The sequence below is a fragment of the Burkholderia sp. WTPI3 genome, from assembly GCF_021483755.1.
GTDB lineage: Bacteria > Pseudomonadota > Gammaproteobacteria > Burkholderiales > Burkholderiaceae > Burkholderia.
The window spans coordinates 41,269-65,473 of the sequence record NZ_JAGIXF010000027.1 but is presented as its reverse complement, the minus strand read 5'-3'; the positions used below and the strand labels follow the sequence as shown (position 1 = coordinate 65,473).

Here is a 24,205-nt window from a genome sequence, read left to right as displayed (position 1 = left end):
TGTGACCCAGGCCGGCGCAAGCACCAGCCGGATCCCGTGTTCACGATCGGCCAGCGTTCGCGCCCGTGCGCGTCTGCCGGCTCCCGGTGTCGCGGTCGATCGAAGCGCGCATTCGCGCCTGGCTCCGATCCGTCGCGCCGCCGGCATCGAGCGGGTCGCCCTCACCCTTTCGGGTTGCCGTCGACATGCGGGGCTTGCGCGCCGCGCACGTCGGTTGTCGAATGATCGCACCTCCCGCCGCGCGCGGCAAAGATTTTGCCGCACGGCATCGCCCACTCTTTTGCCATCGCCGCCATGAACGCCGTCAACGCCTCGACTTCCCATGACACGCCGCGCATCGTCGACCTGCAAGCCATCCCCGTCGCCGGTCACGACAGCATGCTGCTCAACCTGAGCGGCGCGCACGGCCCGTTCTTCACCCGCAACCTCGTGATCCTGAAGGACAGCGCGGGCCGGACCGGCGTCGGCGAGGTACCGGGCGGCGAAAGCATCCGCCGCACGCTCGATGATGCGCGCGCGCTCGTCGTCGGCCAGCCGGTCGGCAACTACCACGCGGTGCTCAACGAGGTACGGCGCACCTTTGCCGACCGCGACGCGAGCGGCCGCGGCCTGCAGACCTTCGACCTGCGCACCACGATCCACGCGGTCACCGCGCTCGAGGCCGCGCTGCTCGACCTGCTCGGCCAGCACCTCGGCGTGCCCGTCGCGGCGCTGCTCGGCGAGGGGCAACAGCGCGAGCACGTCGAAATGCTCGGCTACCTGTTCTACGTCGGCGACCGCACCAGGACCGCGCTGCCCTACCGCGACGGCCGCGGCGCGACCGACGACTGGACGCGCGTGCGCGACGAAGCCGCGCTCACGCCCGAGGAAGTCGTGCGTCTCGCCGAAGCCGCGCATGCACGCTACGGATTCAACGACTTCAAGCTGAAGGGCGGCGTGTTCGAAGGCGCTCGCGAGGTCGAAGCCGTGACGGCGCTGGCGGAGCGCTTCCCGCAAGCCCGCGTGACACTCGACCCGAACGGCGCATGGTCGCTCGACGAAGCCGTGCGGCTGTGCCGCGACCTGCACCACGTGCTCGCGTACGCGGAAGACCCGTGCGGTGCGGAAAACGGCTACTCGGGCCGCGAAGTGATGGCCGAATTCCGCCGCGCGACCGGACTGCCGACGGCCACCAACATGATCGCGACCGACTGGCGGCAGATGGGCCACGCAGTGCAGCTGCAGGCCGTCGACATCCCGCTCGCCGACCCGCACTTCTGGACGATGCAGGGTTCGGTGCGCGTCGCGCAGATGTGCCGCGACTGGGGTCTCACGTGGGGCTCGCACTCGAACAATCACTTCGACGTGTCGCTCGCGATGTTCACGCACGTCGCCGCCGCGGCGCCCGGTCAGGTCACCGCGATCGACACGCACTGGATCTGGCAGGACGGCGAAGGGCTCACGCGCGAGCCGCTGAAGATCGAGAACGGGCTGGTCGAAGTGCCGAAGCGGCCGGGCCTCGGCGTCGACCTCGACATGGATGCGGTCGCGCGCGCGCACGAGCTGTACAAGCAGCACGGGCTCGGCGCCCGCGACGACGCGGCGGCGATGCAGTATCTGATTCCGGGCTGGACGTTCAACAACAAGCGCCCCTGCCTCGTGCGCTGAGTGCGGGACGAACCGGGCGGCGGGTCCGCCCGGTCACGCATCGATGCGCGAATTCCCGCGCATATCGGCGGGCGTCGAATGAAAATGCCCGGAAAAAACGGAACCGGCAGGCTGCGGCCGACTTCGGATCCGGTCGGCAACGTCTATCCGCTCGGCCCTACCCGCCTGCTCCAATCCCCCGCGCCACCCCCGATGCGGCGAACACGATGATCATGATCAGCACGGCCTGCCAATGGCCGATGCGCACATAGGTCGGCGCGCGGCCGAGATCGGGCATCTGCCGCCGCCGAGCAGCGACGCGCCAGCGAATCAGTCCGAGCATCGGCACGATCTCGAGCAGCAGGATCAGCACGAGCGCGGTCATCTTGATGTGGAAAAGCGGCTCGTGAAGATAGTACGCGGCACCTTTCTCGAAGCCGCCGAATGCGCGCGTGAGCCCCGTCGCGATCAGCACCAGCGCGGACAATCCCCACACGGCATCGGCCTTGAATACGCCCGGCAGGTCGGCCGCCTGCACCGACGCGATGACCCGGCGCAGCGCACGGTTGCGCGCTGCGATCGCGGCGAACGCGACCCCGAACGCCATCAGATGAACGGCTGCCAGCAACCAACGGACGATCATTGCGCCTCCTTGTCGCCCGCGCGCCGCGCAGGCCGTGTCAGACGATCTGCTTGAGCGCCGCGTCGAGCGCGAGCACGGCGACGCGGTCGCCCTCGGTCGCGAGCGGCGTGCGCATCACGATCTGCCGGTTATGGCCGACGGCCGCCGGCGAATCCCACAGCAACTCGACCTTCGGCCGCCGAAACAGGCTGCCGCGACGCGGCGGCACGACCGCCGGCTGCGCCCCCTGCTCACCGGCGGCGGACACGGCCCGACCTGGCCAGCGCACCGACAGTTCGCGCGCGTCGTATTGGCCGACCTTGCGGCTTTCCATCCAGACGATCGCGGTGCGCGTGAGGGTGTCCAGCGAAATCGCATAGCGGCCGACCGCGAAGCGGCGCGCTGCCACGTTGGTACGCCACAGCGGCCGCGGACGGCACATCCACACGATCGCCGCATAGAGCGCCGGCGCGGCGACGAGCCAGCCGTTGGTCGCCGTCACCGCGTGCAGTGCACGCCGCCAGCCAGCCGCCCACGCGAACGCGCCGATCGACCACACGGCAAACAGGAAACCGATCAGCGCGAAGACGCGCAACGCCTGGCGCAGCCACTGCGGCAGCGGATGGAACGGCCGTTCGGCGCGCGCGGCGGCGCCCGGCAGCGCGAGCAGCAGGAAGATCAGCACGAGGTAGACGAACGCCCAGGGCGACGACACCATTGCGGACAGCGACGCACGATAGCCCATCTGGGACATCGAGAACAGCCAGCGCGCGAACAGCACGAGACCGATCGCGCGCAACGCGAAGATCACGCCGGCGCCGGGGGCCGGCGCTGCGCGCGTGGTTTTCGTTCTCGCCAAGACTGCTCTCCTCTCGATGTTCGTGCGGGGGGCCGGATTTCACGGCACGGCCATTATAGGGACATTACCGTCTGGACAGACGGCGGGATGGCGTGCAGGACCGCTTCCGGGGCCGTTCGTGGCGCCGGGCGCGGCGAGAATACAACAGATCCGCGCCGCAGATGTGACAACGCCCCGCCGGAAACCCGGACGGGGCGTCGGTGACGGCCGCGCACCTCCGCGGCCGGCAGTCCGGCATCAGCTTGCGTTGACTTCGCGCAGCACCGTGCGGCGCTTCTGGCGCAGCAGTTCTTCGTAGCCTTTCACGTAGTTCTGCGCCATCACCTTCGACGAGAAACGTGCTTCGAACGCAGCGCGAACCTTCTCGCGCGGCAGCATATCGAGGCGCTTGAGCGCCGCGACGGCCGACAGCTCGTCTTCGACGACGAAGCCCGACACGCCGTTGTCGATCACTTCCGGCACCGAGCCGCGCTTGAACGCGATCACCGGCGTGCCGCATGCCATCGCTTCGATCATCACCAGACCGAAAGGCTCCGGCCAGTCGATCGGGAACAGCAGCGCATGCGCATTTCCCAGGAATTCGGTCTTTTCCGACTCGCTGATTTCGCCGATGTACTCGACGTGCGGCAGCGCGAACAGCGGCTTGATCTTCTCTTCGTAGTACGCGCGGTCAGCCTTGTCGAGCTTCGCGGCGATCTTGATCGGCAGGCCGGCCTGCTCCGCGATGCGGATGGCCGTGTCGACGCGCTTTTCCGGCGAGATGCGGCCGAGGAACGCGAGGTAGCTCGGCTTCACGTTCGGGATCGGCGTCAGCAGGTTTTCCGGCAGGCCGTGATAGACGGTCGACAGCCAGTTCGCCTGCGGCAGCGGGATGCGCTGGTTGTCGGAGATCGACACGACCGGCACGTCGCTGAAAGCGTTGAAGATCGGCTGCAGTTCCGGCAGGTCGAGACGGCCGTGCATCGTCGTCAGATGCGGGACCGGCTGGCGCGAGAACAGCGAGAACGGGTAGTAGTCGATGTGGCAGTGCAGGACGTCGAACTCTTCCGCGCGGCGGCGCACCTGCTCGAGGAGCAGCATGTGCGGTGCCATCACGTCGCGGATCGTCGGGTCGAGGCGCAGTGCCTGCGGCCAGCACGCTTCGAGCTTCGCGGAAGTTTGCGAATCGCCGCTCGCGAAGAGCGTGACGTCATGCCCCATCTCGACAAGTGCTTCGGTCAGATAAGACACCACTCGCTCGGTACCACCGTACAGCTTCGGGGGAACCGCTTCGTGCAACGGAGCGATTTGGGCGATTCGCATGCGTAACTCCTAAAAAATCGGCTAAAAACCAGGTATGGGTCGGCAACCTGCCGGCAGTCCGGGCTGGATGCATTTCGTCCGACCATCAGACGAATCAGCCTGCCGGGAGCGTCGAAACCCGCGCTGCTCAAGGAGCGTCGGCGACGCGACAGGCATAGAACGTTTGAAACGAAGACCCGTTGACAGGGGTTCGTAAAAAACCTGGAATCGAACCCGGAGCCGATTATCTAGGGTTAATCCCGAGACGGCGCACAACATTTCAAACACTTTACTTTGTTACAAAGGTGCAACACTTTGCAACCCGCGGACTTGGGTGTCCGTTCTAGAGTGGAAGGCCCTTTTGGCGCTCCGAGTCATCTCGTCGCTGTCGGCATGCGATTCCGGCGTACACGGCAGGACGGATGCCGGATTTTATCTCAAAATTGATCGCACGCCCCTGACCAAGGCAAGATTCGCGCATGCGCAATGCACGGCCTTGTTTACAATGCCGGATTATTCAGTCCGGGCGATCGCCGGCTGCGATCCAGCCGCCACGCTCAATCACCGAATCACCGCACGCATATTTTGGAATCTCTCACCCCTGCCCAGCGCAACGCCCATAATGCGAAGCTGTCGAGCTACGCGCATCGGCCGATCGCGTTCCTGTTCCGCTACATCCGCCTGCATCCCGTCGCGCACCTCATCGTGCTCTGCAGCGTGCTGGCCGCCGTCGGCTGCGCGCTCGGCTCGCAATACGCGATCAAGCACCTGATCGACGTGCTCGCGGCCGGGCGCCATCATCCGGGCCCGCTGTGGAGCGCCTTCGCGCTGCTCGTCGGGCTGATCGCGGCCGACAATCTGTTGTGGCGCGTCGGCGGCTGGGTCGCCGCGCACACCTTCGTCGCGGTCACCGGCGACCTGCGGCGGGACCTGTTCCAGTACCTGAGCGGCCATTCGCCGACCTACTACTCGGAAAAGCAGCCGGGCACGCTCGCGAGCCGCATCACCGCCACGTCGAACGCCGTCTATACGTCCGAGAACACGATGGCGTGGAACGTGCTGCCACCGTGCATCGCGGTGATGGGAGCGATCCTGATGATCATCGTCGTGAACCCGTTGATGGCCGCCGGCCTGCTCGGCTGCTCGGCCGTGCTCGCCGTCGTGCTGTTCAAGCTCGCCGGGCGCGGCTCCGCACGCCATCACGCATTCGCGTCGAAGGCGGCCGCGGTCGACGGCGAGCTCGTCGACGTGATCGGCAACATGGGCCTCGTCCGCGCGTTCGGGATGACGCTGCGCGAACAGAAGCGTTTCGGCGCGACGGTCAAGGCCGAGATGGACGCGCGCCAGCAAAGCCTGCTCTATCTCGAGAAACTGCGCCTGCTGCACGCGGTGATCACCGCGATGCTGTCGGCCGGCCTGCTCGGCTGGGCGCTGTGGCTGTGGGACCAGGGCCGCGCGACCTCCGGCGACATCGTGCTCGTCAGCTCGCTCGGCTTCACGATCCTGCACGGCACGCGCGATCTCGCGGTCGCGCTGGTCGACGTCACGCAGCACGTGGCACGCCTGTCCGAAGCCGTGAAGACGCTGCTCGAGCCGCACGGAATGCCGGACCGCTCCGACGCGCAGCCGCTGGCGGCCAAGGGCGGGCGCGTCGATTTCGAACGCGTGACGTTCGCGTACCCGCACCGCCGCGCGATCCTCGATCACTTCGACCTGCATATCGAACCGGGCCAGCGCGTCGGCCTGATCGGCAAGTCGGGCGCCGGCAAGTCGACCGTGCTGGCACTGCTGCAACGCTTCTACGACACGCAGGACGGCGCCGTGAAGGTCGACGGGCAGGACGTGAAGGGCATCACGCAGGACAGCCTGCGCCACGCGATCGCGCTCGTGCCGCAGGATATCTCGCTGCTGCACCGGACGATCTACGACAACATCGCGTACGGCCGCCCCGAGGCGACCCGCGAGGAAGTGCTTGCCGCCGCGCGCGACGCGCGCTGCTCGGAGTTCATCGAGGCGATGCCGGAAGGCTACGACACGATCGTCGGCGACCGCGGCGTGAAGCTGTCGGGCGGCCAGCGCCAGCGCATCGCGATCGCGCGCGCGATCCTGAAAGACGCGCCGATCCTGCTGCTCGACGAAGCGACGTCGGCGCTCGACAGCGCGTCGGAAGAAGCGATCCAGGCCGCGCTCGACCGCCTGATGGTCGGCCGCACGGTGATCGCGATCGCGCACCGGCTGTCGACGCTGCGCAATTTCGACCGGATCATCGTCATGAGTAACGGCAAGGTGATCGACGACGGCAACCCCGACGTGCTGCGCAATCGTCCGGGCCTGTACCGCGACCTGCTCGCGAAGCAGCACGGCCGTCATCACGCCCCCGACGGCACCACTCCGACCGGCGAACGCGCGGCCTGACGTCGCGGCGTACATCCGATAAAAAAGCCGCCGTGCTCGACGCACGGCGGCTTTTTTCCTCCCGTCACGCAGCGTGCCGGCTACACGTGCTGCAGGTCGCGCAAGAAGTTGTCGCGCCACACCGACACGTTGTTCTCGCGCAACTGCGCGATCATGTCCGCGTAACGTGCCCGCCGCTCGGTGAGCGGCATCGTCAGCGCCTGCGACAACGCATCGGCCATCCCGCCGATATCGATCGGATTGACGATCAGCGCGCCCGTCAGCTCGCGCGCGGCACCCGCGAAGCGCGACAGCACGAGCACGCCCGGATCGTCCGGATTCTGCGCGGACACATACTCCTTCGCGACGAGGTTCATCCCGTCGCGCAACGGCGTGACGAACCCCACCCGCGCCAGCCGGTACAGCGCGGCAAGCACCTGCCGGTCGTACTGGCGGTGAATGTAGAGGATCGGCGCCCAGTCGAGCTCCGCATAGCGTCCGTTGATGCGGCCCGACTCCGCTTCGAGCTGCAGGCGGATGTCCTGGTACGCGCGCAGGTCGGCGCGCGTCGATGGCGCGATCTGCAGGAACGACACGCGGTTGCGAATCGACGTCTGGTGTTCCAGCAACTTTTCGAACGCGCGGAACCGCTCGACGAGCCCCTTCGAATAGTCGAGCCGGTCGACGCTCATGATCAGCTGGCGCCCGCGCAGCGACGTCGCCAGCGTGCGCACCGCCTTGCCATGCTCGCCCGCCTGCGCAAGCGACGCGATCTCGTCCGGATACACGCCGATCGGATAGGCTGCCGCCCGCAGCGTCTTGCCGAACGCGCTCACGCGCACCGTGCGCCCTTCGCGCGCCACTTCGCCCCCCGCCTCGAACTCGACGTAATCGCAGAATGCGCGCAGGTCGGGCTCGGTCTGAAAGCCGAGCAGGTCGAACGCGCACAGCGATTCGACGAGCTCGCGATGCGGCGGCACGTTGACGAGCACTTGCGCGGCCGGAAACGGGATATGCAGGAAAAAGCCGATGCGGTTCTTCACGCCGGCGGCCCGCAGCGCACGCGCGAACGGGATCAGGTGATAGTCGTGCACCCAGATCACGTCGTCGTCCTGCAGCAGCGGCACGAGCTGCTGCGCAAGCCAGACATTCACGCGGCTGTAGCCGTCGAATTCGTGGCGATCGTACTGGATCAGGTCCGCGCGATAGTGGAAGGCCGGCCACAGCGTCGCGTTCGAGAAGCCGCGGTAATACTGGTCGTAATCGCGGCGAGACAAACCGACGGTCGCGAACGTCACGGGCCCGCGCTCCTCGATGCGGATCTGGGGCGCCCCGGACGCGACCACCTCGCCGCTCCAGCCGAACCACATGCCGCCCGTCTCCTTCAGGGCGTCGTAGACGCCGATCGCGAGGCCGCCCGCCGCCGGTTCGCCTTCCGAAATCGGGGCGACGCGGTTTGAAACGATGATGAGTCGGCTCATGCGCCCGGCTGCTCCGCGTCGAGCCAGCGCGCGATCTGCGCGTGCAGCGCGTCGACCGAGTCGAGCCGCGTCCGGGCCGACGTCTCGCCCGCGCCGATCTTGATCGACAGGCCGCCGCGCGCGTTGACCACCGCGAAGCCTTTCTCGTCGGTCAGGTCGTCGCCCGCGAACAGCGGCACGCGACCCGCGAACGGCGGCTCGTCGAGAAAGGCGGCCAGCGCACGGCCCTTGTCGACGCCTTTCGGCTTGATCTCGAACACCATCTTGCCGGGCTGCAGCACGTACGCATCGGCATATTCGGCAACGAGGCGCTCGGCCGCTTCGCGTGCCACCGGCTCGCGCTCGGGCGCATTGCGGTAGTGCAGCGCGACGGCCGCCCCCTTGATTTCGAGCAGCATGCCCGGGTGACGGTCGACGACGGACGCCAGCTCGCGCTCGATGCGCAGCAGCCGTTCGTCGTTGAAGCCGATGCGCTGCGTGTCGCCGTTCGCGTCGCGCCGCTCGGCGCCGTGCAGGCCAGCGATCGGCAGGCCGGACATGTTCAGGAACGTGTCGAGGTTGTCGATACCGCGACCCGACACGATCGCGACCGCGCCGTGCGAGCGGCGCCGCAGTTCATCGAGCAGCGTCAGCAGTGACGGCGGCACATGGATGCTGTCGGGCGTCGGTGCCAGCTCGACGAGCGTGCCGTCGAAGTCGAAGAAGAACGCGGTATCGGTCAGGGACAGGGAAGCCGGAACGGATTGCATCGATTCGATAGTCTGAGGGACGACCAGCAAACGCCGGGCCGCCGCTGCGCGAATGAAATTGTGCGCATCTTACCGCGCCTGAGTACCGAGATGGGCGAAACCGCTGCACTGCCGGCCTTGCGCCGCTCGCCGCGTCAACTGCGACATATTGCCCCGCTTGCCCGCCCGTATGGGTTTCGAAAGGACGCAGGCGCGGGAATTGCGCTACAGTCGGCAACCGTCGGCCGGTGCGACGCATGGCGCTGCGCCGGCCGACGACCGTTCCATCCGATCGAGCCCCAGGATGTCGTCTGCCCGTTCCGCGCCGCCCCGGCGCTTCAACCGCTTCATCCGCACGGCCGCGGCGCTGGCCACCACCGTCGCGCTCGCCGCATGCACGCATGACGAGCCGAACTGGCACCTGACCAACGTCACCGGCCACCTGCCCGACCTGTCGTTCACGCTGACCGGCGGCGACGGTCGCCCGATCCACGCCGACGCATTTCGCGGCCGCGTCGCGCTCGTGTACTTCGGCTACACGCACTGTCCGGACGTCTGCCCCGAAACGATGGCGCGACTGATGGAAGTGCTCGCGAAACTCGGCCCGCAGGCCAACGACGTGCGCATCCTGTTTGTCTCGGTCGATCCGGCGCGCGACACGCCGCAGGCAATGCAGTCGTACGTCGCCGCATTCGACGCTGCACACGCACGCGGACTGACCGGCACCGACGGCCAGATCGAATCGCTCGCGAAGCGCTATCGCGTCGCATACCAGATGGAAAAGCGCGATCCGTCCGGCGGCTACGAAGTCACGCACAGCTCGGCCGTCTACATCTTCGACGCAAACGGCCGCGCGCGCCTGCTCGCGACCGGCCGCGATTCGCCCGACGCCATCGCCGCCGATGTGCGCCGGATCATCGACACTGCCTCCGCCACCTGAATTTCGACATGAAGACGACCCTCAAGACGTTCGCCCTCCTCGCCGCACTGTGTACCGGCGCGCACGCCTATGCCGCCGGCGGGATCACCGCGCAGAATGCATGGGTGCGCTGGCTGCCGAACCAGTTGCCTGCGGGCGGCTACGTGACGCTCGTCAACACGAGCGACAAGCCGGTCGATCTCGTCGACGTCGACAGCCCCGACTACGGGATGGCGATGCTGCACCAGACCGTGTCGAACGGCTCGACGCAGAAGATGGAAATGGTCGACAAGCTGACGATCCCCGCACGCGGCAAGGTCGACATCGCGCCGGGCGGCTATCACTTCATGCTCGAGGAACCGAAGCACACGATCAAGCCGGGCGACACCGTGCACCTGCGCCTGAAGTTCTCCGATGGCGAGACCGTCGACACGCCGTTCGCCGTGAAGTCGCCGGCCCAGGCGAAGTGATGCGCGCGCGATGAACGTCCTGTACTGGCTCGATCCGTGGGAACCGTCGCCGACCGTGGTCATCGCGGTGCTGACGGCCGCCGTGCTGTTCGCGCGCGGCGTGAAAAAAGCGAAAGTGACGCCGCTGCGGCAATTCTCATTCTGGTTCGGGCTGACGGCGCTCTACATCGCGCTGCATACGCGGCTCGATTATTTCTTCGAGCACGAATTCTTCATGCACCGCGCGCAGCACCTCGTGCTGCACCATCTCGGGCCGTTCTTCATCGCGCTCGCCTACCCTGGCGCGGCGATCCGCGCGGGCATTCCGTTTCGCTGGCGACAGCGCTTCGTGCGTCCCGCCCTCGCGTGGGCGCCCGTGCGCGCGACGCTCGACGTGGTGTTCCATCCGGTCGTAGCGGTCGTGCTGTTCGTCGGGCTGATCTATTTCTGGCTGCTGTCGCCGATCCACTTCGTCGCGATGCTCGACTGGCGTCTGTATCGCGTGATGAACTGGAGCATGGTGATCGACGGGCTGCTGTTCTGGTGGCTCGTCGTGGATCCGCGCCCCGCGCCGCCCGCGCGGCTGTCGCCGGGCCGCCGGATCCTGATCGTCGTCGCGGCCATCCCGCCGCAGATCGCGCTCGGCGCGCTGATCTTCTTCACGCCGCACGAGCTGTATCCGATCTACTCGATCTGCGGACGCGCGTTCACGTGGTTGAGCCCGCTGCGCGACCAGCAGATCGGCGGCCTGCTGCTCTGGATTCCCGGTTCGATGATGAGCGTGATCGGTGCGCTGATCGCGCTGCGACACTGGATGCGGCTGTCGGCACGCGGCCGTTTGATCGACGAGCAGGCTGCCGCGCGCCCGTCGGTGACGCGCACCGCCCACTGACGGCGCGGCGCGTCAGACTCGCGCGCTGGTCATCCACACGTGCGGAATGCCGTCCTCGTCGTGCACGTCCGAGTTCGGCGCAAAGCCGAATGCCCCGTAGAAACGCTGCAAATGGGCCTGCGCATGCAGGCTCACTTGCGTATCCGGCCATTGCGCACGGATGTGCTCGAGCGCGCGCGACAGCAGCGCGTTGCCGAGGCCCGCACCGCGAAACGGCGCGGTCGTCAGCACGCGGCCGATCCGTACGTCGGTGTTCTGCGCATCCGGCACCAGCACGCGCAGGTAGCAGGCAACGCGCCCTTGCGCATCGTACGCAGCCAGATGCCACGCAGCCTGGTCCGCATCGTCGATGTCGCGATACACGCAGTTCTGCTCGACGACGAACACGGCGCTGCGCGCGTCGAGGATCGAATAGACTTCGCGCGCCGTCAGCGCGTCGAAGGATTTCCAGCGCCAGTCGAGATCGATGGCGCGCGGGGATGCGGCAGGTGCGGAAGCGTTCATGGTCGGTCCAGATTCGGGCGCGCCGGCCGGCGCGCGAACAACTCTCGATTATGCCTCGAAGCGCACTCGGCACACGACCGCCGCTTTCATGCATGAAAAGGCCCCGCATTGCGCGGGGCCTGCCCGTCATGCCGGCATCTGGCCGAAGCGACCGCTGTTGAAATCGTCGATTGCGGTCCGGATTTCCTCTTGCGAGTTCATCACGAACGGCCCGTAACCGACGACCGGTTCATCGATCGGCTCGCCGCTCAGGATCAGCAGCTTGGCGTCGCCGTTCGCTTCGAGCTCGACGTCGCGGCCGTCACGGCTCAGTTGCACGAACTGCGCTTCGCGGGCGACCGTCTCGCCGTTCACCAGCAACGTGCCGCTCAGCACGACCACCGCGAGCGTACGCCCTTCAGCGATCGGGAACCGCACGCGACCGCCTGCTGCAAGCCGCACGTCCCACACGTCGATCGGCGTATGCGTGCGAGCCGGCCCGCGCCGCCCCTCGAATTCGCCCGCGATGATCCGCGCGCGACCCGCGCCGTCCGGCAGTTCGACCACAGGAATGTCGGCGTCCAGAATCGTCTGATAGCCGGGCGCATTCATCTTGTCGGCGGCGGGCAGGTTCACCCACAACTGCACCATCTCGAGCGGACCGCCCTGCTTCGTGAACGCTTCGGAGTGGAATTCCTCGTGCAGGATCCCGCTCCCGGCCGTCATCCATTGCACGTCGCCCGGGCCGATCGTGCCGCCCGCGCCGGTCGAGTCGCGGTGTGCGACTTCGCCGTCATAGACGATCGTCACCGTTTCGAAGCCGCGGTGCGGGTGCTGGCCCACCCCGCGCGGTGCCGAAGCCGGCTCGAAGCTCGCCGGACCCGCATAGTCGAGCAGCAGGAACGGGCTCAGGTGCGCACCGTGAGACTGATAGCTGAACATCGAACGCACCGGGAAACCGTCACCGACCCAATGGCCGCGCGGCGCACTGTAGACACCCTGGATCTTCTTCATTTGCCTTCTCCGAATTGCGGCGAAACACGTGTTTCGCATCCTAAGTAGGAATATAGAGATGGAACGATCGATCCGGTAGACTGACAAAATCGCACTCAGCGTTCTATTTCATGAACGATAACGACCGGGATCTGAACGATCTTTATTACTTCGTGCAAGTCGTCGAGCACGGCGGCTTCGCGCCGGCCGGACGTGCGCTGAACATGCCGAAATCGAAACTGAGCCGCCGTATCGCGCTGCTCGAGGCGCGGCTCGGGATGCGGCTGATCCAGCGTTCCACGCGCCGCTTCACGGTCACCGACGTCGGCCAGACCTACTACGCGCATTGTCGCGCGATGCTCGTCGAGGCGGATGCCGCCGACGAAGCCATCGCGCTGCTGCACGAGGAGCCGCGCGGCATCGTCCGCGTCAGTTGCCCGGTCGTGCTGCTCGACTCCCTGGTCGGCACGATGATCGCCGCGTTCATGGTCGCGTGCCCGCGCGTCGAAATTCATCTGGAGGCGACCAACCGGCGCGTCGACGTGGTCGGCGAAGGGATCGACGTCGTGATCCGCGTGCGCCCGCCACCGCTGGAGGACAGCGATCTCGCGCTGCGCGTGCTGGCCGAGCGCGGCCAGTGCCTTGTCGCAAGCCCCGCATTGCTGCGCGAACACGGCGTGCCCGCCGTGCCCGCCGATCTCACTCGCCTGCCCAGCCTCGATCACGGCGTGCCGCAAGCCTCGCACGTATGGCGGCTGCGCGGCCCCGACGGCGCACAGGCCGAAATCCACCACCAGCCGCGCCTCGTGACGGGCGGCATGCTCGCACTGCGCGCGGCCGCCATTGCAGGCGTGGGCGTCGTGCAGTTGCCGACGATGATGGTGCGCGACGAAGTCGCGCGCGGCGAACTGGCGACCGTGCTGCCCGACTGGGCGCCGCGCCGCGAGATCGTGCACGCGGTGTTCGCGTCGCGGCGCGGACTGCTGCCCGCGGTGCGCGCGCTACTTGATTTCCTGGCTGAGCGGTTCGCCGAACTCGAACCCGATTGACAGGCTTCGCGCCGGTCTGCGCCGCGGTTTCTGCCGCACGATGGCGCACCGGACACTGCAGACGAGCCGTGCGTACCGTAGACTGCGGAACGCGCATCGCGCTTTTCACAACCCTTATTGCATTCCCGCCATGTTCACGCTGTCCAACGACCCTCACGCCTCCAAGGCCGAACTCTATGCGACGCTCGTCGAGCAGGCTCGCGCGCTCGTCGAATCGGAACGCGATCTGACCGCAAACGCCGCGAACTTCTCCGCGCTCGTCTATCACTCGCTCGATCGCCTGAACTGGGCCGGCTTCTATTTCTTCGACGGGACGGAGCTCGTGGTCGGGCCGTTCCAGGGCAAGCCAGCGTGCGTGCGGATCGCGCTCGGCAAAGGCGTGTGCGGCACGGCAGCGCAGACCCGCGAAACGCAAGTCGTGCGCGACGTGCATGCATTCCCGGGCCATATCGCATGCGACGCCGCGTCGGAATCGGAAATCGTCGTGCCGCTGGTCGCGGCCGACGGCACGCTGATCGGCGTGTGGGACGTCGACAGCCCCGTCGCCGCGCGTTTCGACGATGAGGACCGCAACGGGATGGAAGCGCTGTGCCGCGTGTTCGTCGAACACGCATGGGGCAAGGCGCGCCGTCAATAAACGTTACGCTGCCGATCGCGACTGTCCGCGCGGAAGGCGCCGCGCGACCGCACATGCAGAAGGGCCCCGTTCGGGGCCTTTTTCGTTGCACCGCCGCTTCACGCGGCCTGCTACGCGTCTCGGGCTGCGTGCGTGCCGGAAAACGCCTCGGACGCTTGCGGCGTCACGTCATCCGTCAACACCTCGAAGCCCTGCTCCGTCACCACGACCATGTGCTCCCATTGCGCGGACAGCGAATGGTCCTTCGTGACGACCGTCCAGCCGTCGGCCAGCACGCGCGTATCGCGCTTGCCCGCATTCAGCATCGGCTCGATCGTGAAGATCATCCCCGGCCGCAGCGGCACGCCGGTGCCCGGGCGGCCGTAGTGCAGCACCTGCGGCTCGTCATGGTACACGTCGCCGATCCCGTGGCCGCAGTACTCGCGGACCACGCTGAACCCTTCGCGATGCGCGACCTGCTGGATCGCGTAGCCGACGTCGCCGAGCGTCGCGCCCGGACGAACCGCGCGAATCCCCGCATGCATCGCCTCATAGGTCGCCGCGACGAGGCGCCGCGCGAGTTCGCCCGGCTCGCCGACGAAGTACATACGGCTCGTATCGCCAAACCAGCCGTCCTTGATCACCGCGATATCGAGGTTCACGATGTCGCCGTCGCGCAGCGGCCGCGACGACGGGATGCCGTGACAGACCACATGGTTGACCGACGTGCAGAGCGTCTTCGGGTAGCCGTGGTAGCCGATGTTCGCGGGAATCGCACCGAGCTCATCGATGATGTATTCGCGGCAGAGTACGTCCAGGTCGTCGGTGGTGACGCCCGGCTTCACGTGCTCGGTGATCATCGTCAGCACCTGGGACGCGAGCTTTGCAGCCTCGCGCGATTTGGCGATTTCCGCAGCGCCGCGGATCGGAATTTCGCGCTTCGCCATTACGCCACCTGCTCGATGCCGTGTACCACCGACTCCGTCGGCCCAGTATCGCCACCGCGAGTTTCGGCCTCGATCAGCATCCGGCAGATGTCGCCGTAAGACAACGACGGATTGAGTTCCGACATCATCCCGACCCGCAGCCAGTGCTCCGCCTGCGCGTTGATCGAGCGGCTCAACGCCGTGCTGGTCGAGCGCAGCCGCTCGTGCATGTGCTCGGATATCTTGATGATTCCCATATATCCCTAATTAAACGAACTGTAGTCGTTTCATATATTACGCTCGACATAACCGCCGGGCAAGCGTCCAGCCACGATGAATCCCGTTGACATCGAATTCCAGCTTGCTGGAAAATAATCCATCATGCGAGAAACGACTGCCTCCACAGCCGACGATACCGGCATCAACGAACGCATCGGCCGCCGCGTGCGCGACCTGCGCACCCTGAGAGGCTACACGCTCGATGCACTCGCCGCGCGCTCCGGCGTCAGTCGTTCGATGATCTCGCTCATCGAGCGCGCGTCGGCCAGCCCGACGGCCGTCGTGCTCGACAAGCTCGCGGCAGGCCTCGGCGTGTCATTGGCCGGACTGTTCGGCGGCGATCGCGACGATACGCCCGCGCAACCGCTGGTGCGGTATGCACAGCAAACGGAATGGCGCGATCCGGCGTCCGGTTATATCCGGCGCAATGTGTCGCCGCCCGGCTGGCCGTCGCCGATTCAACTCGTCGAGGTCGATTTCCCGGCTGGCGCACGCGTCGCATACGACAGCGGCAGACGCGAAAGCGCATTGCATCAACAGGTATGGGTCGTCCACGGGCGCGTCGACGTCACGTTCGGCGACCAGCTTCACGAACTTCACGAAGGCGACTGTCTGGCCATGCGGCTCGATCAGCCGCTGATTTTCAGCAACCCGTCGTCGCAGGCCGCGCGTTATGTCGTTGCGATCTGCGATGTATCCGCCGCCACCGGCGCGCGAAATGTGTAATCCACCATTCGTTGACAGCCGACAGGCCCAGGAGCCCGTATGAATTCCCCGAAACCGCGCGACGACGTGCGCCTGATCGATTGCAGCGAGGCCGAGCATGCAGCCGCCATCCTCGAGATCCTCAACGAGGCGATCGTGAACTCGACCGCGCTGTACGACTACCGGCCGCGCCCGCCGGAAGCCATGGCCACGTGGTTCGCAACGAAGCGGGCAGGCGGTTTTCCGGTCGTGGGCGCTGTGGATGAAGCGGGCACGCTGGTCGGCTTCGCGAGCTGGGGCACGTTCCGCGCGTTCCCCGCGTTCAAGTACACGGTCGAACACAGCGTCTACGTGCATCGCGACCATCGCGGGCGCGGGCTCGGCGAGTTTCTGCTGCGCGAGTTGATCCGGCGTGCGCGCGAAGCCGGCGTGCACGTGCTGGTCGGATGCATCGACGCGACCAACGGCGGCAGTGTCGCGCTGCATACGCGGCTCGGTTTCGCGCACTCGGGCACGATCGCCGAAGCGGGTTTCAAGTTCGGCCGCTGGCTCGATGCGGCGTTTTATCAGCTCAGGCTCGAAACGCCGGCGCAACCGGTGGATGGTTGATCGGCAAGGTCACGACGACGCGGGCGGTACGGCTGCTCCGCACCGCTGTCAGCACTCCGCCCGCAGCGACAACGTGCCATCAATCGAGCCCATCGCAGCGCATTGTTGCATCGCCGCCAGGCGCCAGTATCTACTTGTGATTTACAACGACGACGGCAATAGCACATCGAAGTGCGAGCGGGTGCCGTTGCCGCATCCGAAGGAATAGATGCACTTGTAGAAGCGCAGAAAAAAGAAAAGCCCCGCCGAAGCGGGGCTTTTCTTTTCTTGCTGGAGGCGCGAGCCGGAGTCGAACCGGCCTAAACGGCTTTGCAGGCCGCTGCATAACCGCTTTGCTATCGCGCCAAAAGCGGACTGTCCGGATGCCATGAAGACAACCGACAGATTTTTATTCGAGGACCATCAGTCCATCAAATAAAAAGGGAAGCTTGGCTTCCCCATTACTTGGAGCGGGAGACGAGTCTCGAACTCGCGACCTCAACCTTGGCAAGGTTGCGCTCTACCAACTGAGCTACTCCCGCATTGTCCTGCACATGCAGCGTCTTGCCGTACAACACGCCGCCAGAAAATCTGGAGCGGGAGACGAGTCTCGAACTCGCGACCTCAACCTTGGCAAGGTTGCGCTCTACCAACTGAGCTACTCCCGCATGTGTCCTGCATCTGCAGCGCTTTGCCGTACAACACGCTGCCAGAAAAATCTGGAGCGGGAGACGAGTCTCGAACTCGCGACCTCAACCTTGGCAAGGTTGCGCTCTACCAACTGAGCTACTCCCGCGTATTGCTGCGCTACTGCTTCCCCGTCACACACTTACATCGTCGTGCAGCGGAGAAGCGAGATTATGTCGAAGGCACATTCGTATGTCAAGGGCTTTTCCAGCCCTTTTTCCAAAAACCTGCGCGATCGAACGTATGCACCCTCGTCACGCGCCGCCGCGCTCGCGAATCTGCGGCCATGCGAGCTTCATGTAGTACAGCATCGACCAGATCGTCAGCACCGCCGCGAGATACATCAGCCATTCGCCCCACACGCGCGTGTCGATCGTCGCGATGCCGAGCGGCAGCGGGCCGTAGTAAAGCAGCATCGGGATCGCGACCATCTGGCATGCGGTCTTGAACTTGCCAAGCTGGTTCACCGCGACGCTCTTCGACGCGCCGATCTGTGCCATCCACTCGCGCAACGCGGAGATCGCGATCTCGCGGCCGACGATTACCAACGCAATCGCCGCGTCGACCCGCGAAATCTGCACAAGGATCAGCAGCGCCGCCGTCACCATCAGCTTGTCCGCGACCGGATCGAGGAATGCACCGAACGACGACGTCTGGTTCCACTTGCGGGCGAGATACCCGTCGAACCAGTCGGTCAGCGCAGCGAGAATGAAGATCGCCGCCGCCGCGATATTGCGGTGCGCGCCGCCCATCACCGTGTCCGGCAGATAGAACACGCCGACGACGAGCGGGATCAACACGATCCGTACCCACGTCAGGAAAATCGGGAAATTGAACGGCATGGCATGCGGGTCAGTAAAGGATTCGCAATTGTGCCGTGTCGACCGGCCTGCCACAAGAACGCCAGAACGCGCGCAAGGGCGGCGGCCGCACGGCCTGTCAGTGAAGCTGCTTGTAGATCTGCTCGGCCAGCGCATGCGAGATGCCGTCGACGCTCGCCAGTTCCTCGACGCTGGCCGCAACGACGCCGCGCAGCCCGCCGAACCGCGCGAGCAACCGCTGCCGGCGTTTCGCGCCGACCCCTTCGAGCTCCTCCAGCCGCGAAGTCTGGCGCGCTTTAGCCCGCTTCGCGCGCATCCCGGTGATCGCAAAACGGTGCGCCTCGTCGCGGATCTGCGCGACGAGCATCAGCGCGGCGCTTTCCTTGCCGAGTTCGAGCGGCGAACGACCGTCCGCGAACACGAGCGTCTCGAGGCCAACCTTGCGCCCCTCGCCTTTCGCGACGCCAACCAGCATCGACGTGTCGAGCCCGAGCTCCGTGAACACCTGGCGGGCAATCTCGACCTGCCCCTTCCCGCCGTCGATCAGCACGATGTTCGGCAGCAGGCTCGATGCCTCCGCCTGTCGCGTCGATTCGCCGTCGATGCCGGTCGCATCGTCGGCAGCGGCCGCCTGCGCAGCCTGTTCGACCATCTTCTCATAGCGGCGCGTGAGCACCTGCCGCATCGCCGCGTAATCGTCGCCCGGCGTGATGCCGGTGATGTTGTAGCGACGGTACTCGCCCGACTGCATCTTGTGATGGTGGTAGACGACGCACGACGCCTGCGTCGCCTCGCCCATTGTATGGCTGATGTCGAAACACTCGATCCGCAGCGTCGCGAGATCGTCGCATTCGAAGCTGAGCGTCTCCGCGAGCGCACGCGTACGTGCCTGCTGCGAGCCCTGCTCGGACAGCAGCCGCGCGAGCGCGAGCCGCGCATTCTGCTCGGCCATCGACAGCCACGCGCGCCGCTGCCCCTGCGGCTGCCGCACCATCGACACCTTGTGGCCGGCCTGTTCGGACAGCAGTTCGAGCAGGTCGCGGCTCGCGGGCGCATGGCTGACGACCAGCACGGGCGGCACGCGATTGCCAAGATAGTGTTGCGCGATGAACGCATCGAGCACCTCGGCCTCCACCGACGGGATCGCACCGCGCGTACCGGCCGCCTCTTCCACCGCCTCTTCTGCAGCCTCTACGGTCGCGTCTTCCGCCGCCAGATCAGGCTGCGCCCCGGCCGCAGCCAGCGCGTCGGTGTCGTCACCGAGGCCGCCTTCGGCAAGCGTCAGCGCACTTTCGACGTGCGTCGGGAAATAAGCCTTGTCGCCGAGATGTCGCCCGCCGCGCACCATCGCGAGGTTCACGCACACGCGGCCGCCCAGCGCGACGACCGCCAGGATGTCGACGTCGCTGTCGCTGCCGACCTCGATCGCCTGCTGGTGCAGCACCGTCGCGAGCGAACTCATCTGGTTGCGCACGGCCGCCGCCTGCTCGAACTTCAGCTCGCCCGCGAACGCGTGCATCTTCTGCTCGAGCTCCTTCATCACTTCCGACTGCCGGCCGAGCAGGAAGCGCGCGGCGTTCGACACGTCGATCGCGTAGTCGTCCGCCGAGATCGCACCGACGCACGGCGCCGTGCAGCGCCCGATCTGGTGCAACAGGCACGGCCGCGTGCGGTTGTTGAACACCGAATCCTCGCAGGTGCGCAACTGGAACACACGCTGCAGGATCTGGATGCTCTCGCGTACCGCCCACGCGCTCGGGAACGGCCCGAAATACTGGTTCTGCTTGTCGACCGAGCCGCGGTAGTAGGCCATGCGCGGGAAACGATGCGCGGTGAGCTTCAGGTACGGATACGACTTGTCGTCGCGAAACAGGATGTTGTAGCGCGGCGCGAGCACCTTGATCAGGTTGTTCTCGAGCAGCAGCGCCTCGGCCTCCGAGCGCGTGACGGTCGTCTCGATGCGCGCGATGCGGGTGACCATCATCGCGATGCGCGGCGACAACTGCGTCTTGGTGAAATAGCTCGATACGCGCTTCTTCAGGTCGCGCGCCTTGCCGACGTAGAGCACGGCGCCCGCCGCGTCGTAGTAGCGGTAGACGCCCGGCATGTGCGGCAATTGCGCGAGGATTTTCTTCGGTTCGAACGGGATGTCGGCGGCTTCTGGGGATGTCATGCGTGATCCGGGCACCTTGTGGCGCGGAACGGGTCCATTAGAATCGCCAGTTTAGAGCATTCACCGGCCCGCTTCGATGCCCCGCACCGCCCCCGTCTCTCCTTCGCCGCTCGCGCCCGACGAACCGATCGCGTGCGACCTCTTCTGCACTGTGATCGACAACTTCGGCGACATCGGCGTGTGCTGGCGTCTCGCCCGCCAGCTCGTTCACGAGCACGGCTGGCAGGTTCGCCTCTTCATCGACGACCTGGGCACGTTCGCGCGCCTGCTGCCGGGGGTCGATCCCGATGCCGGGCGCCAGACGCTCGACGGCATCGTCGTCGAACACTGGCATGCGGAAGCCGGCGACGCGCTGGACATCGCCGACGTCGTGATCGAGGCGTTCGCGTGCGAACTGCCCGGCGCGTATCTCGCGGCGATGGCGCGCCGCGCGCGCCGCCCGGTGTGGATCAACCTCGAATACCTGAGCGCCGAGGACTGGGTCGCCGATTTCCATTTGCGCCCGTCGCCGCATCCGCGCTATCCGCTCCTGAAGACGTTCTTCTTTCCAGGACTGTCGGCCGGCACCGGCGGCGTGCTGAAGGAGCGCGATCTCGATGCGCGCCGCGCGGTCTTCGAAGCCGATGCCGCGGCACGCGCCGCATGGTGGCAGCGTACGACCGGCAGCGCGCCGCCCGCGCCCGGCACGACAGTCGTCAGCCTGTTCGCGTACGAGAATCCGGCCGTCGACGCGCTGTTCGCGCAGTGGCGCGACGGCCCGTCGCCCGTGGTCGCGCTGGTGCCGGCCGGTCGCATATCGCCCGCGCTTGCGCGCTTCTTCGGGGTCGAATCGTTCGACGCCGGCGCACGCGCGAGCAGCGGCAACCTGACCGCGTACGGGCTCGCGTTCGTCCCGCAGGCAGACTATGATCCGCTGCTGTGGGCGGCCGACGTGAATTTCGTGCGCGGCGAGGACTCGTTCGTTCGCGCGCAATGGGCCCGCAAGCCGTTCGTATGGCACATCTACCCGCAGGCGGACGATGCGCATCTGCCGAAACTCGACGCTGCGCTCGCGCATGTGTCGGCAGGCCTCGCCGACGCGCCACGCGCGGCGCTGGAACGCTTCTGGCATGCGTGGAACGGCGCCGGCACGCCCGATTGGGCCGATTTACTGCAACATCGCACCGTGCTCGACGCGAATGCAGCCCGCTGGGCCGACGAGTTGGCGAGCGTCGGCGATCTCGCCGGAAAGCTGGCGGAATACGCAAAATCTCAGTTAAAATAAGCGGTTATCCGACGGCTGACCATGCAAGCGCTCGCGTTTGGGCTCCTGGCGCCCACCGGAACGCACCCCCGCTTGCGCCGTCAGCCGTTGCGCAACGCTCAGGCACCTATTTATTTGATTGGATCAGGACAGTTTTTTTATGAAGACCGCACAGGAACTCCGCGTAGGCAACGTCGTGCAGATCGGCAGCGACGCATGGGTCATCGCAAAGACGGAATACAACAAGTCGGGCCGTAACGCCGCCGTCGTCAAGATGAAGATGAAGAACCTGCTGACGAACGCAGGCCAGGAATCGGTCTACAAGGCTGACGACAAGTTCGACGTCGTCGTGCTCGACCGCAAGGAAGTGACGTACTCGTACTTCGCCGACCCGATGTACGTGTTCATGGACGCCGACTACAACCAGTACGAAGTCGAAGCGGAAATGATGGGCGAAGCGCTGAACTACCTCGAAGACGGCATGGCTTGCGAAGTCGTGTTCTACAACGAGAAGGCGATCTCGGTCGAACTGCCGACGATCCTGGTTCGCGAAATCACCTACACGGAACCGGCCGTCAAGGGCGACACGTCGTCGGGCAAGGTGCTGAAGAACGCAAAGCTCGCAACGGGCTTCGAACTGCAAGTGCCGCTGTTCTGCAACACCGGCGACAAGATCGAAATCGATACGCGTACGAACGAATACCGCAGCCGCGCCTAATCGGTCTGCGATTTCCGCATCGAACAAAGCGCCCTTCGGGGCGCTTTTTGTTTGTCCGGCACCAACAGCGGCCGCACGCTGCCGCCATAAGCAGCACAAAAGCCACCGGTAAAGATATTCAATTTGTATCATCGGTAACTGTTTTATAGCGCCGGAGAAATAATGCTCGTTACGCGTTCGGCGGGGCATAAAATCAGTTTTTATTCTGACATGCGGCTGCGGCCGGCTCGATGCCGACAGCCCGCCTCTCTTGACTCGACTCGCGTTCACCATGCCACACGCCCTGATTGTCGAAGACGATCCCAACAGTCTGTCCGGCCTCACCGCGCTGCTCGCCGCAGACGGCTTCTCGGTCGACACGGCCACGTCGCTCGCCGAAGCGCGCACGGCGCTCGGCCGCTCGATTCCCGATGTCGTCCTCGTCGACCTGAACCTGCCGGACGGCAGCGGATTCGACCTGCTCCAGCACCTGCCGCAGCAACAGCCGAACGGCTCGCTGCCGGTGATCGTGCTGACGGGCAACGCGACCGTCGAGAGCGCGATCGAAGGCCTGCGTCACGGCATCTGGGACTACCTGCTGAAGCCGATCAACATCCCGCGCCTGCGCAGCCTGCTCGCCCGGATTCCTCGGCCCTACGAACTGATCGATGAAGTGCAGACGCTGCGCGCGTCGCTGCGCCACCTCGGCCGCTTCGGCGCCCTCGTCGGCCGCAGCGAACCGATACAGCACGTGTACGACATGATCGAGCACAACGCGCGTACCGAAACGGCCGTGCTGTTCGCAGGCGAAGCCGGTACCGGCAAGAAGCTGGCCGCGCGCACGCTGCATGACCTGAGCCGCCGCCGCAAGGGGCCGTTCGTGTCGTTCGACTGCCGCACGATCGCGCAAGCCGGACGTCACGGCGCGTCGCTCGACAGCGTGCTGTTCGGCCATGAGCGCGGCGCGTTCGACGGCGCCGAGCGGCGCGAATCGGGCCTGTTCGAACAGGCCGGCGGCGGCACGCTGTTCCTCGACGAGATCACCGCGCTGCCGCTCGTGCTGCAGGAAGCGCTGCTGCATGCGCTCGATTCGCAGAACTTCATGCGGATCGGCGGCACGAGTTCGATCGCCAGCGACTTCCGGCTGATCGCGACGACGCGCCGCCCCGCGCGCGAAGCGGTCGCGAACGGCACGCTGCGCGAGGATCTGTGGCTGCGTCTCGATGCAGCGTCGATCACGATGCCGCCGCTGCGCGAGCGCGACGGCGATGCGCTCGCGATCGCCGATGCGCTGATCGACGAACTGAATCGCGAAGCACGCGCCACGGGCCGCAGCACGACCGACAAGCGTGCGGCGCCGGGCTTCGTGCGCGAATGCCTGTCCTACGAATGGCCGGGCAACGTGCGCGAACTGCAGGAGCGTGTGCGCTTTGCCTACGACGCCTCGGGCGACTTCATCGAAACGCTGCGGGCGGGCGAGGCCAGCTTCGCGGCCGGTGCCGCGCTGAACGGCAGCAGCGTGCAGATCAAGGTCGGCACCCCGCTGTCCGACGTCGAGGATCTGCTGATCCGCGCAACGCTCGACGCGGTCGGCGGCACGCGCCACCGGGCGGCGACACTGCTCGGCATCAGCCCCAAGACGCTGTACAACAAGCTGCAGCGGATGAAGGTCAACTGACCGGGCGGCGGTTGTC

23 protein-coding genes and 4 tRNA genes are annotated in these 24,205 nt (G+C 66.2%); 12 read left to right on the top strand and 15 right to left on the bottom strand.

Features of this window, described 5'->3' with window-relative positions; all coding sequences use genetic code 11:
• Positions 1–294: 294 nt before the first annotated feature.
• Entirely contained in the window at positions 295–1,647 is a 1,353-nt protein-coding gene (gene gudD / locus J7024_RS17075; RefSeq protein ID WP_124829138.1) for a glucarate dehydratase, read from the top strand.
• A gap of 157 nt (positions 1,648–1,804) precedes the next feature.
• Here the strand turns inward: gudD and J7024_RS17070 are convergent, their stop codons facing one another.
• From J7024_RS17070 to J7024_RS17060, 3 genes are all read right to left on the bottom strand, one after another.
• The gene (locus J7024_RS17070) at positions 1,805–2,269 is read right to left on the bottom strand and encodes a DUF2214 family protein (protein WP_124829140.1); all 465 of its coding nucleotides are present in this window, start codon (positions 2,267–2,269) and stop codon (positions 1,805–1,807) included.
• Positions 2,270–2,306: 37 nt separating this feature from the next.
• Complete coding sequence (locus J7024_RS17065) at positions 2,307–3,107, bottom strand: hypothetical protein (RefSeq protein ID WP_124829142.1); 801 nt, start codon at positions 3,105–3,107, stop codon at positions 2,307–2,309.
• 237 nt (positions 3,108–3,344) lie between these two features.
• Positions 3,345–4,409: a glycosyltransferase family 4 protein gene (locus tag J7024_RS17060; RefSeq protein WP_124829144.1), complete on the bottom strand. Its 1,065-nt coding sequence runs from the start codon at positions 4,407–4,409 to the stop codon at positions 3,345–3,347.
• Between the two features lie 564 nt (positions 4,410–4,973).
• Between J7024_RS17060 and J7024_RS17055 the strand changes: the two genes are divergently transcribed.
• Complete coding sequence (locus J7024_RS17055; RefSeq protein ID WP_124829146.1) at positions 4,974–6,803, top strand: ABC transporter ATP-binding protein; 1,830 nt, start codon at positions 4,974–4,976, stop codon at positions 6,801–6,803.
• An 80-nt stretch (positions 6,804–6,883) separates the two neighbouring features.
• Here the strand turns inward: J7024_RS17055 and otsA are convergent, their stop codons facing one another.
• Positions 6,884–8,263 (bottom strand): alpha,alpha-trehalose-phosphate synthase (UDP-forming), encoded by a 1,380-nt coding sequence (gene otsA / locus J7024_RS17050; protein WP_124829148.1) that lies wholly within the window; start codon positions 8,261–8,263, stop codon positions 6,884–6,886.
• Complete coding sequence (otsB, locus tag J7024_RS17045; protein ID WP_124829150.1) at positions 8,260–9,012, bottom strand: trehalose-phosphatase; 753 nt, start codon at positions 9,010–9,012, stop codon at positions 8,260–8,262. The genes otsA and otsB overlap by 4 nt, the downstream gene beginning before the upstream one ends.
• Before the next feature lie 283 nt (positions 9,013–9,295).
• Between otsB and J7024_RS17040 the strand changes: the two genes are divergently transcribed.
• From J7024_RS17040 to J7024_RS17030, 3 genes are read left to right on the top strand one after another with little or no spacing between them, the layout of a single operon-like run.
• Positions 9,296–9,931, top strand: a complete 636-nt coding sequence (locus J7024_RS17040) for an SCO family protein (protein WP_124829152.1) — start codon at positions 9,296–9,298, stop codon at positions 9,929–9,931.
• Between the two features lie 8 nt (positions 9,932–9,939).
• Complete coding sequence (locus J7024_RS17035) at positions 9,940–10,380, top strand: copper chaperone PCu(A)C (protein WP_124829154.1); 441 nt, start codon at positions 9,940–9,942, stop codon at positions 10,378–10,380.
• Positions 10,381–10,390: 10 nt separating this feature from the next.
• Positions 10,391–11,251: a cytochrome c oxidase assembly protein gene (locus J7024_RS17030; protein ID WP_124829156.1), complete on the top strand. Its 861-nt coding sequence runs from the start codon at positions 10,391–10,393 to the stop codon at positions 11,249–11,251.
• Positions 11,252–11,263: 12 nt separating this feature from the next.
• On the opposite strand, the gene J7024_RS17025 is transcribed toward J7024_RS17030, so the two are convergent.
• Positions 11,264–11,755, bottom strand: coding sequence for a GNAT family N-acetyltransferase (locus tag J7024_RS17025; RefSeq protein ID WP_124829158.1), 492 nt, complete (start codon positions 11,753–11,755; stop codon positions 11,264–11,266).
• Positions 11,756–11,881: 126 nt separating this feature from the next.
• Positions 11,882–12,748: a pirin family protein gene (locus J7024_RS17020; protein ID WP_124829160.1), complete on the bottom strand. Its 867-nt coding sequence runs from the start codon at positions 12,746–12,748 to the stop codon at positions 11,882–11,884.
• 110 nt (positions 12,749–12,858) lie between these two features.
• Between J7024_RS17020 and J7024_RS17015 the strand changes: the two genes are divergently transcribed.
• Complete coding sequence (locus J7024_RS17015; protein ID WP_124829162.1) at positions 12,859–13,776, top strand: LysR family transcriptional regulator; 918 nt, start codon at positions 12,859–12,861, stop codon at positions 13,774–13,776.
• A 130-nt stretch (positions 13,777–13,906) separates the two neighbouring features.
• Positions 13,907–14,413, top strand: a complete 507-nt coding sequence (locus tag J7024_RS17010) for a GAF domain-containing protein (protein WP_124829163.1) — start codon at positions 13,907–13,909, stop codon at positions 14,411–14,413.
• Positions 14,414–14,523: 110 nt separating this feature from the next.
• Here the strand turns inward: J7024_RS17010 and map are convergent, their stop codons facing one another.
• Entirely contained in the window at positions 14,524–15,339 is an 816-nt protein-coding gene (gene map, locus J7024_RS17005) for a type I methionyl aminopeptidase (RefSeq protein ID WP_124829165.1), read from the bottom strand.
• Positions 15,339–15,575 (bottom strand): ParD-like family protein, encoded by a 237-nt coding sequence (locus J7024_RS17000; protein ID WP_124829167.1) that lies wholly within the window; start codon positions 15,573–15,575, stop codon positions 15,339–15,341. Before J7024_RS17000 ends, map begins: the two co-directional genes overlap by 1 nt.
• 124 nt (positions 15,576–15,699) lie before the next feature.
• Between J7024_RS17000 and J7024_RS16995 the strand changes: the two genes are divergently transcribed.
• Positions 15,700–16,323, top strand: a complete 624-nt coding sequence (locus J7024_RS16995; protein WP_124829169.1) for a helix-turn-helix domain-containing protein — start codon at positions 15,700–15,702, stop codon at positions 16,321–16,323.
• A gap of 39 nt (positions 16,324–16,362) precedes the next feature.
• The gene (locus J7024_RS16990; protein WP_124829171.1) at positions 16,363–16,911 is read left to right on the top strand and encodes a GNAT family N-acetyltransferase; all 549 of its coding nucleotides are present in this window, start codon (positions 16,363–16,365) and stop codon (positions 16,909–16,911) included.
• A 271-nt stretch (positions 16,912–17,182) separates the two neighbouring features.
• Here the strand turns inward: J7024_RS16990 and J7024_RS16985 are convergent.
• The 6 genes from J7024_RS16985 to uvrC all read right to left on the bottom strand — a co-directional run bounded on the left by J7024_RS16985 (position 17,183) and on the right by uvrC (position 20,571).
• Positions 17,183–17,256: transfer RNA gene (locus J7024_RS16985), tRNA-Cys, on the bottom strand.
• Positions 17,257–17,356: 100 nt separating this feature from the next.
• A tRNA-Gly gene (locus tag J7024_RS16980) sits at positions 17,357–17,432 on the bottom strand.
• Positions 17,433–17,482: 50 nt separating this feature from the next.
• Positions 17,483–17,558 (bottom strand) — tRNA-Gly (locus J7024_RS16975).
• Between the two features lie 52 nt (positions 17,559–17,610).
• Positions 17,611–17,686: transfer RNA gene (locus tag J7024_RS16970), tRNA-Gly, on the bottom strand.
• Positions 17,687–17,831: 145 nt separating this feature from the next.
• Positions 17,832–18,419, bottom strand: a complete 588-nt coding sequence (gene pgsA / locus J7024_RS16965) for a CDP-diacylglycerol--glycerol-3-phosphate 3-phosphatidyltransferase (protein ID WP_124829242.1) — start codon at positions 18,417–18,419, stop codon at positions 17,832–17,834.
• A 97-nt stretch (positions 18,420–18,516) separates the two neighbouring features.
• On the bottom strand, positions 18,517–20,571 hold the full coding sequence (gene uvrC / locus J7024_RS16960; RefSeq protein ID WP_124829244.1) for an excinuclease ABC subunit UvrC: 2,055 nt from the start codon (positions 20,569–20,571) through the stop codon (positions 18,517–18,519).
• Between the two features lie 76 nt (positions 20,572–20,647).
• Between uvrC and earP the strand changes: the two genes are divergently transcribed.
• The 3 genes from earP (at position 20,648) to J7024_RS16945 (ending at position 24,189) form a co-directional block, all read left to right on the top strand.
• Positions 20,648–21,835 carry an elongation factor P maturation arginine rhamnosyltransferase EarP gene (gene earP, locus J7024_RS16955; RefSeq protein WP_124829246.1) on the top strand — a complete coding sequence of 396 codons (1,188 nt, stop codon included), beginning with the start codon at positions 20,648–20,650 and terminating at the stop codon, positions 21,833–21,835.
• Between the two features lie 139 nt (positions 21,836–21,974).
• Positions 21,975–22,532: an elongation factor P gene (efp, locus tag J7024_RS16950; protein ID WP_034206788.1), complete on the top strand. Its 558-nt coding sequence runs from the start codon at positions 21,975–21,977 to the stop codon at positions 22,530–22,532.
• Positions 22,533–22,803: 271 nt separating this feature from the next.
• Positions 22,804–24,189: a sigma-54-dependent transcriptional regulator gene (locus J7024_RS16945; protein ID WP_124829248.1), complete on the top strand. Its 1,386-nt coding sequence runs from the start codon at positions 22,804–22,806 to the stop codon at positions 24,187–24,189.
• Positions 24,190–24,205: the final 16 nt, after the last annotated feature.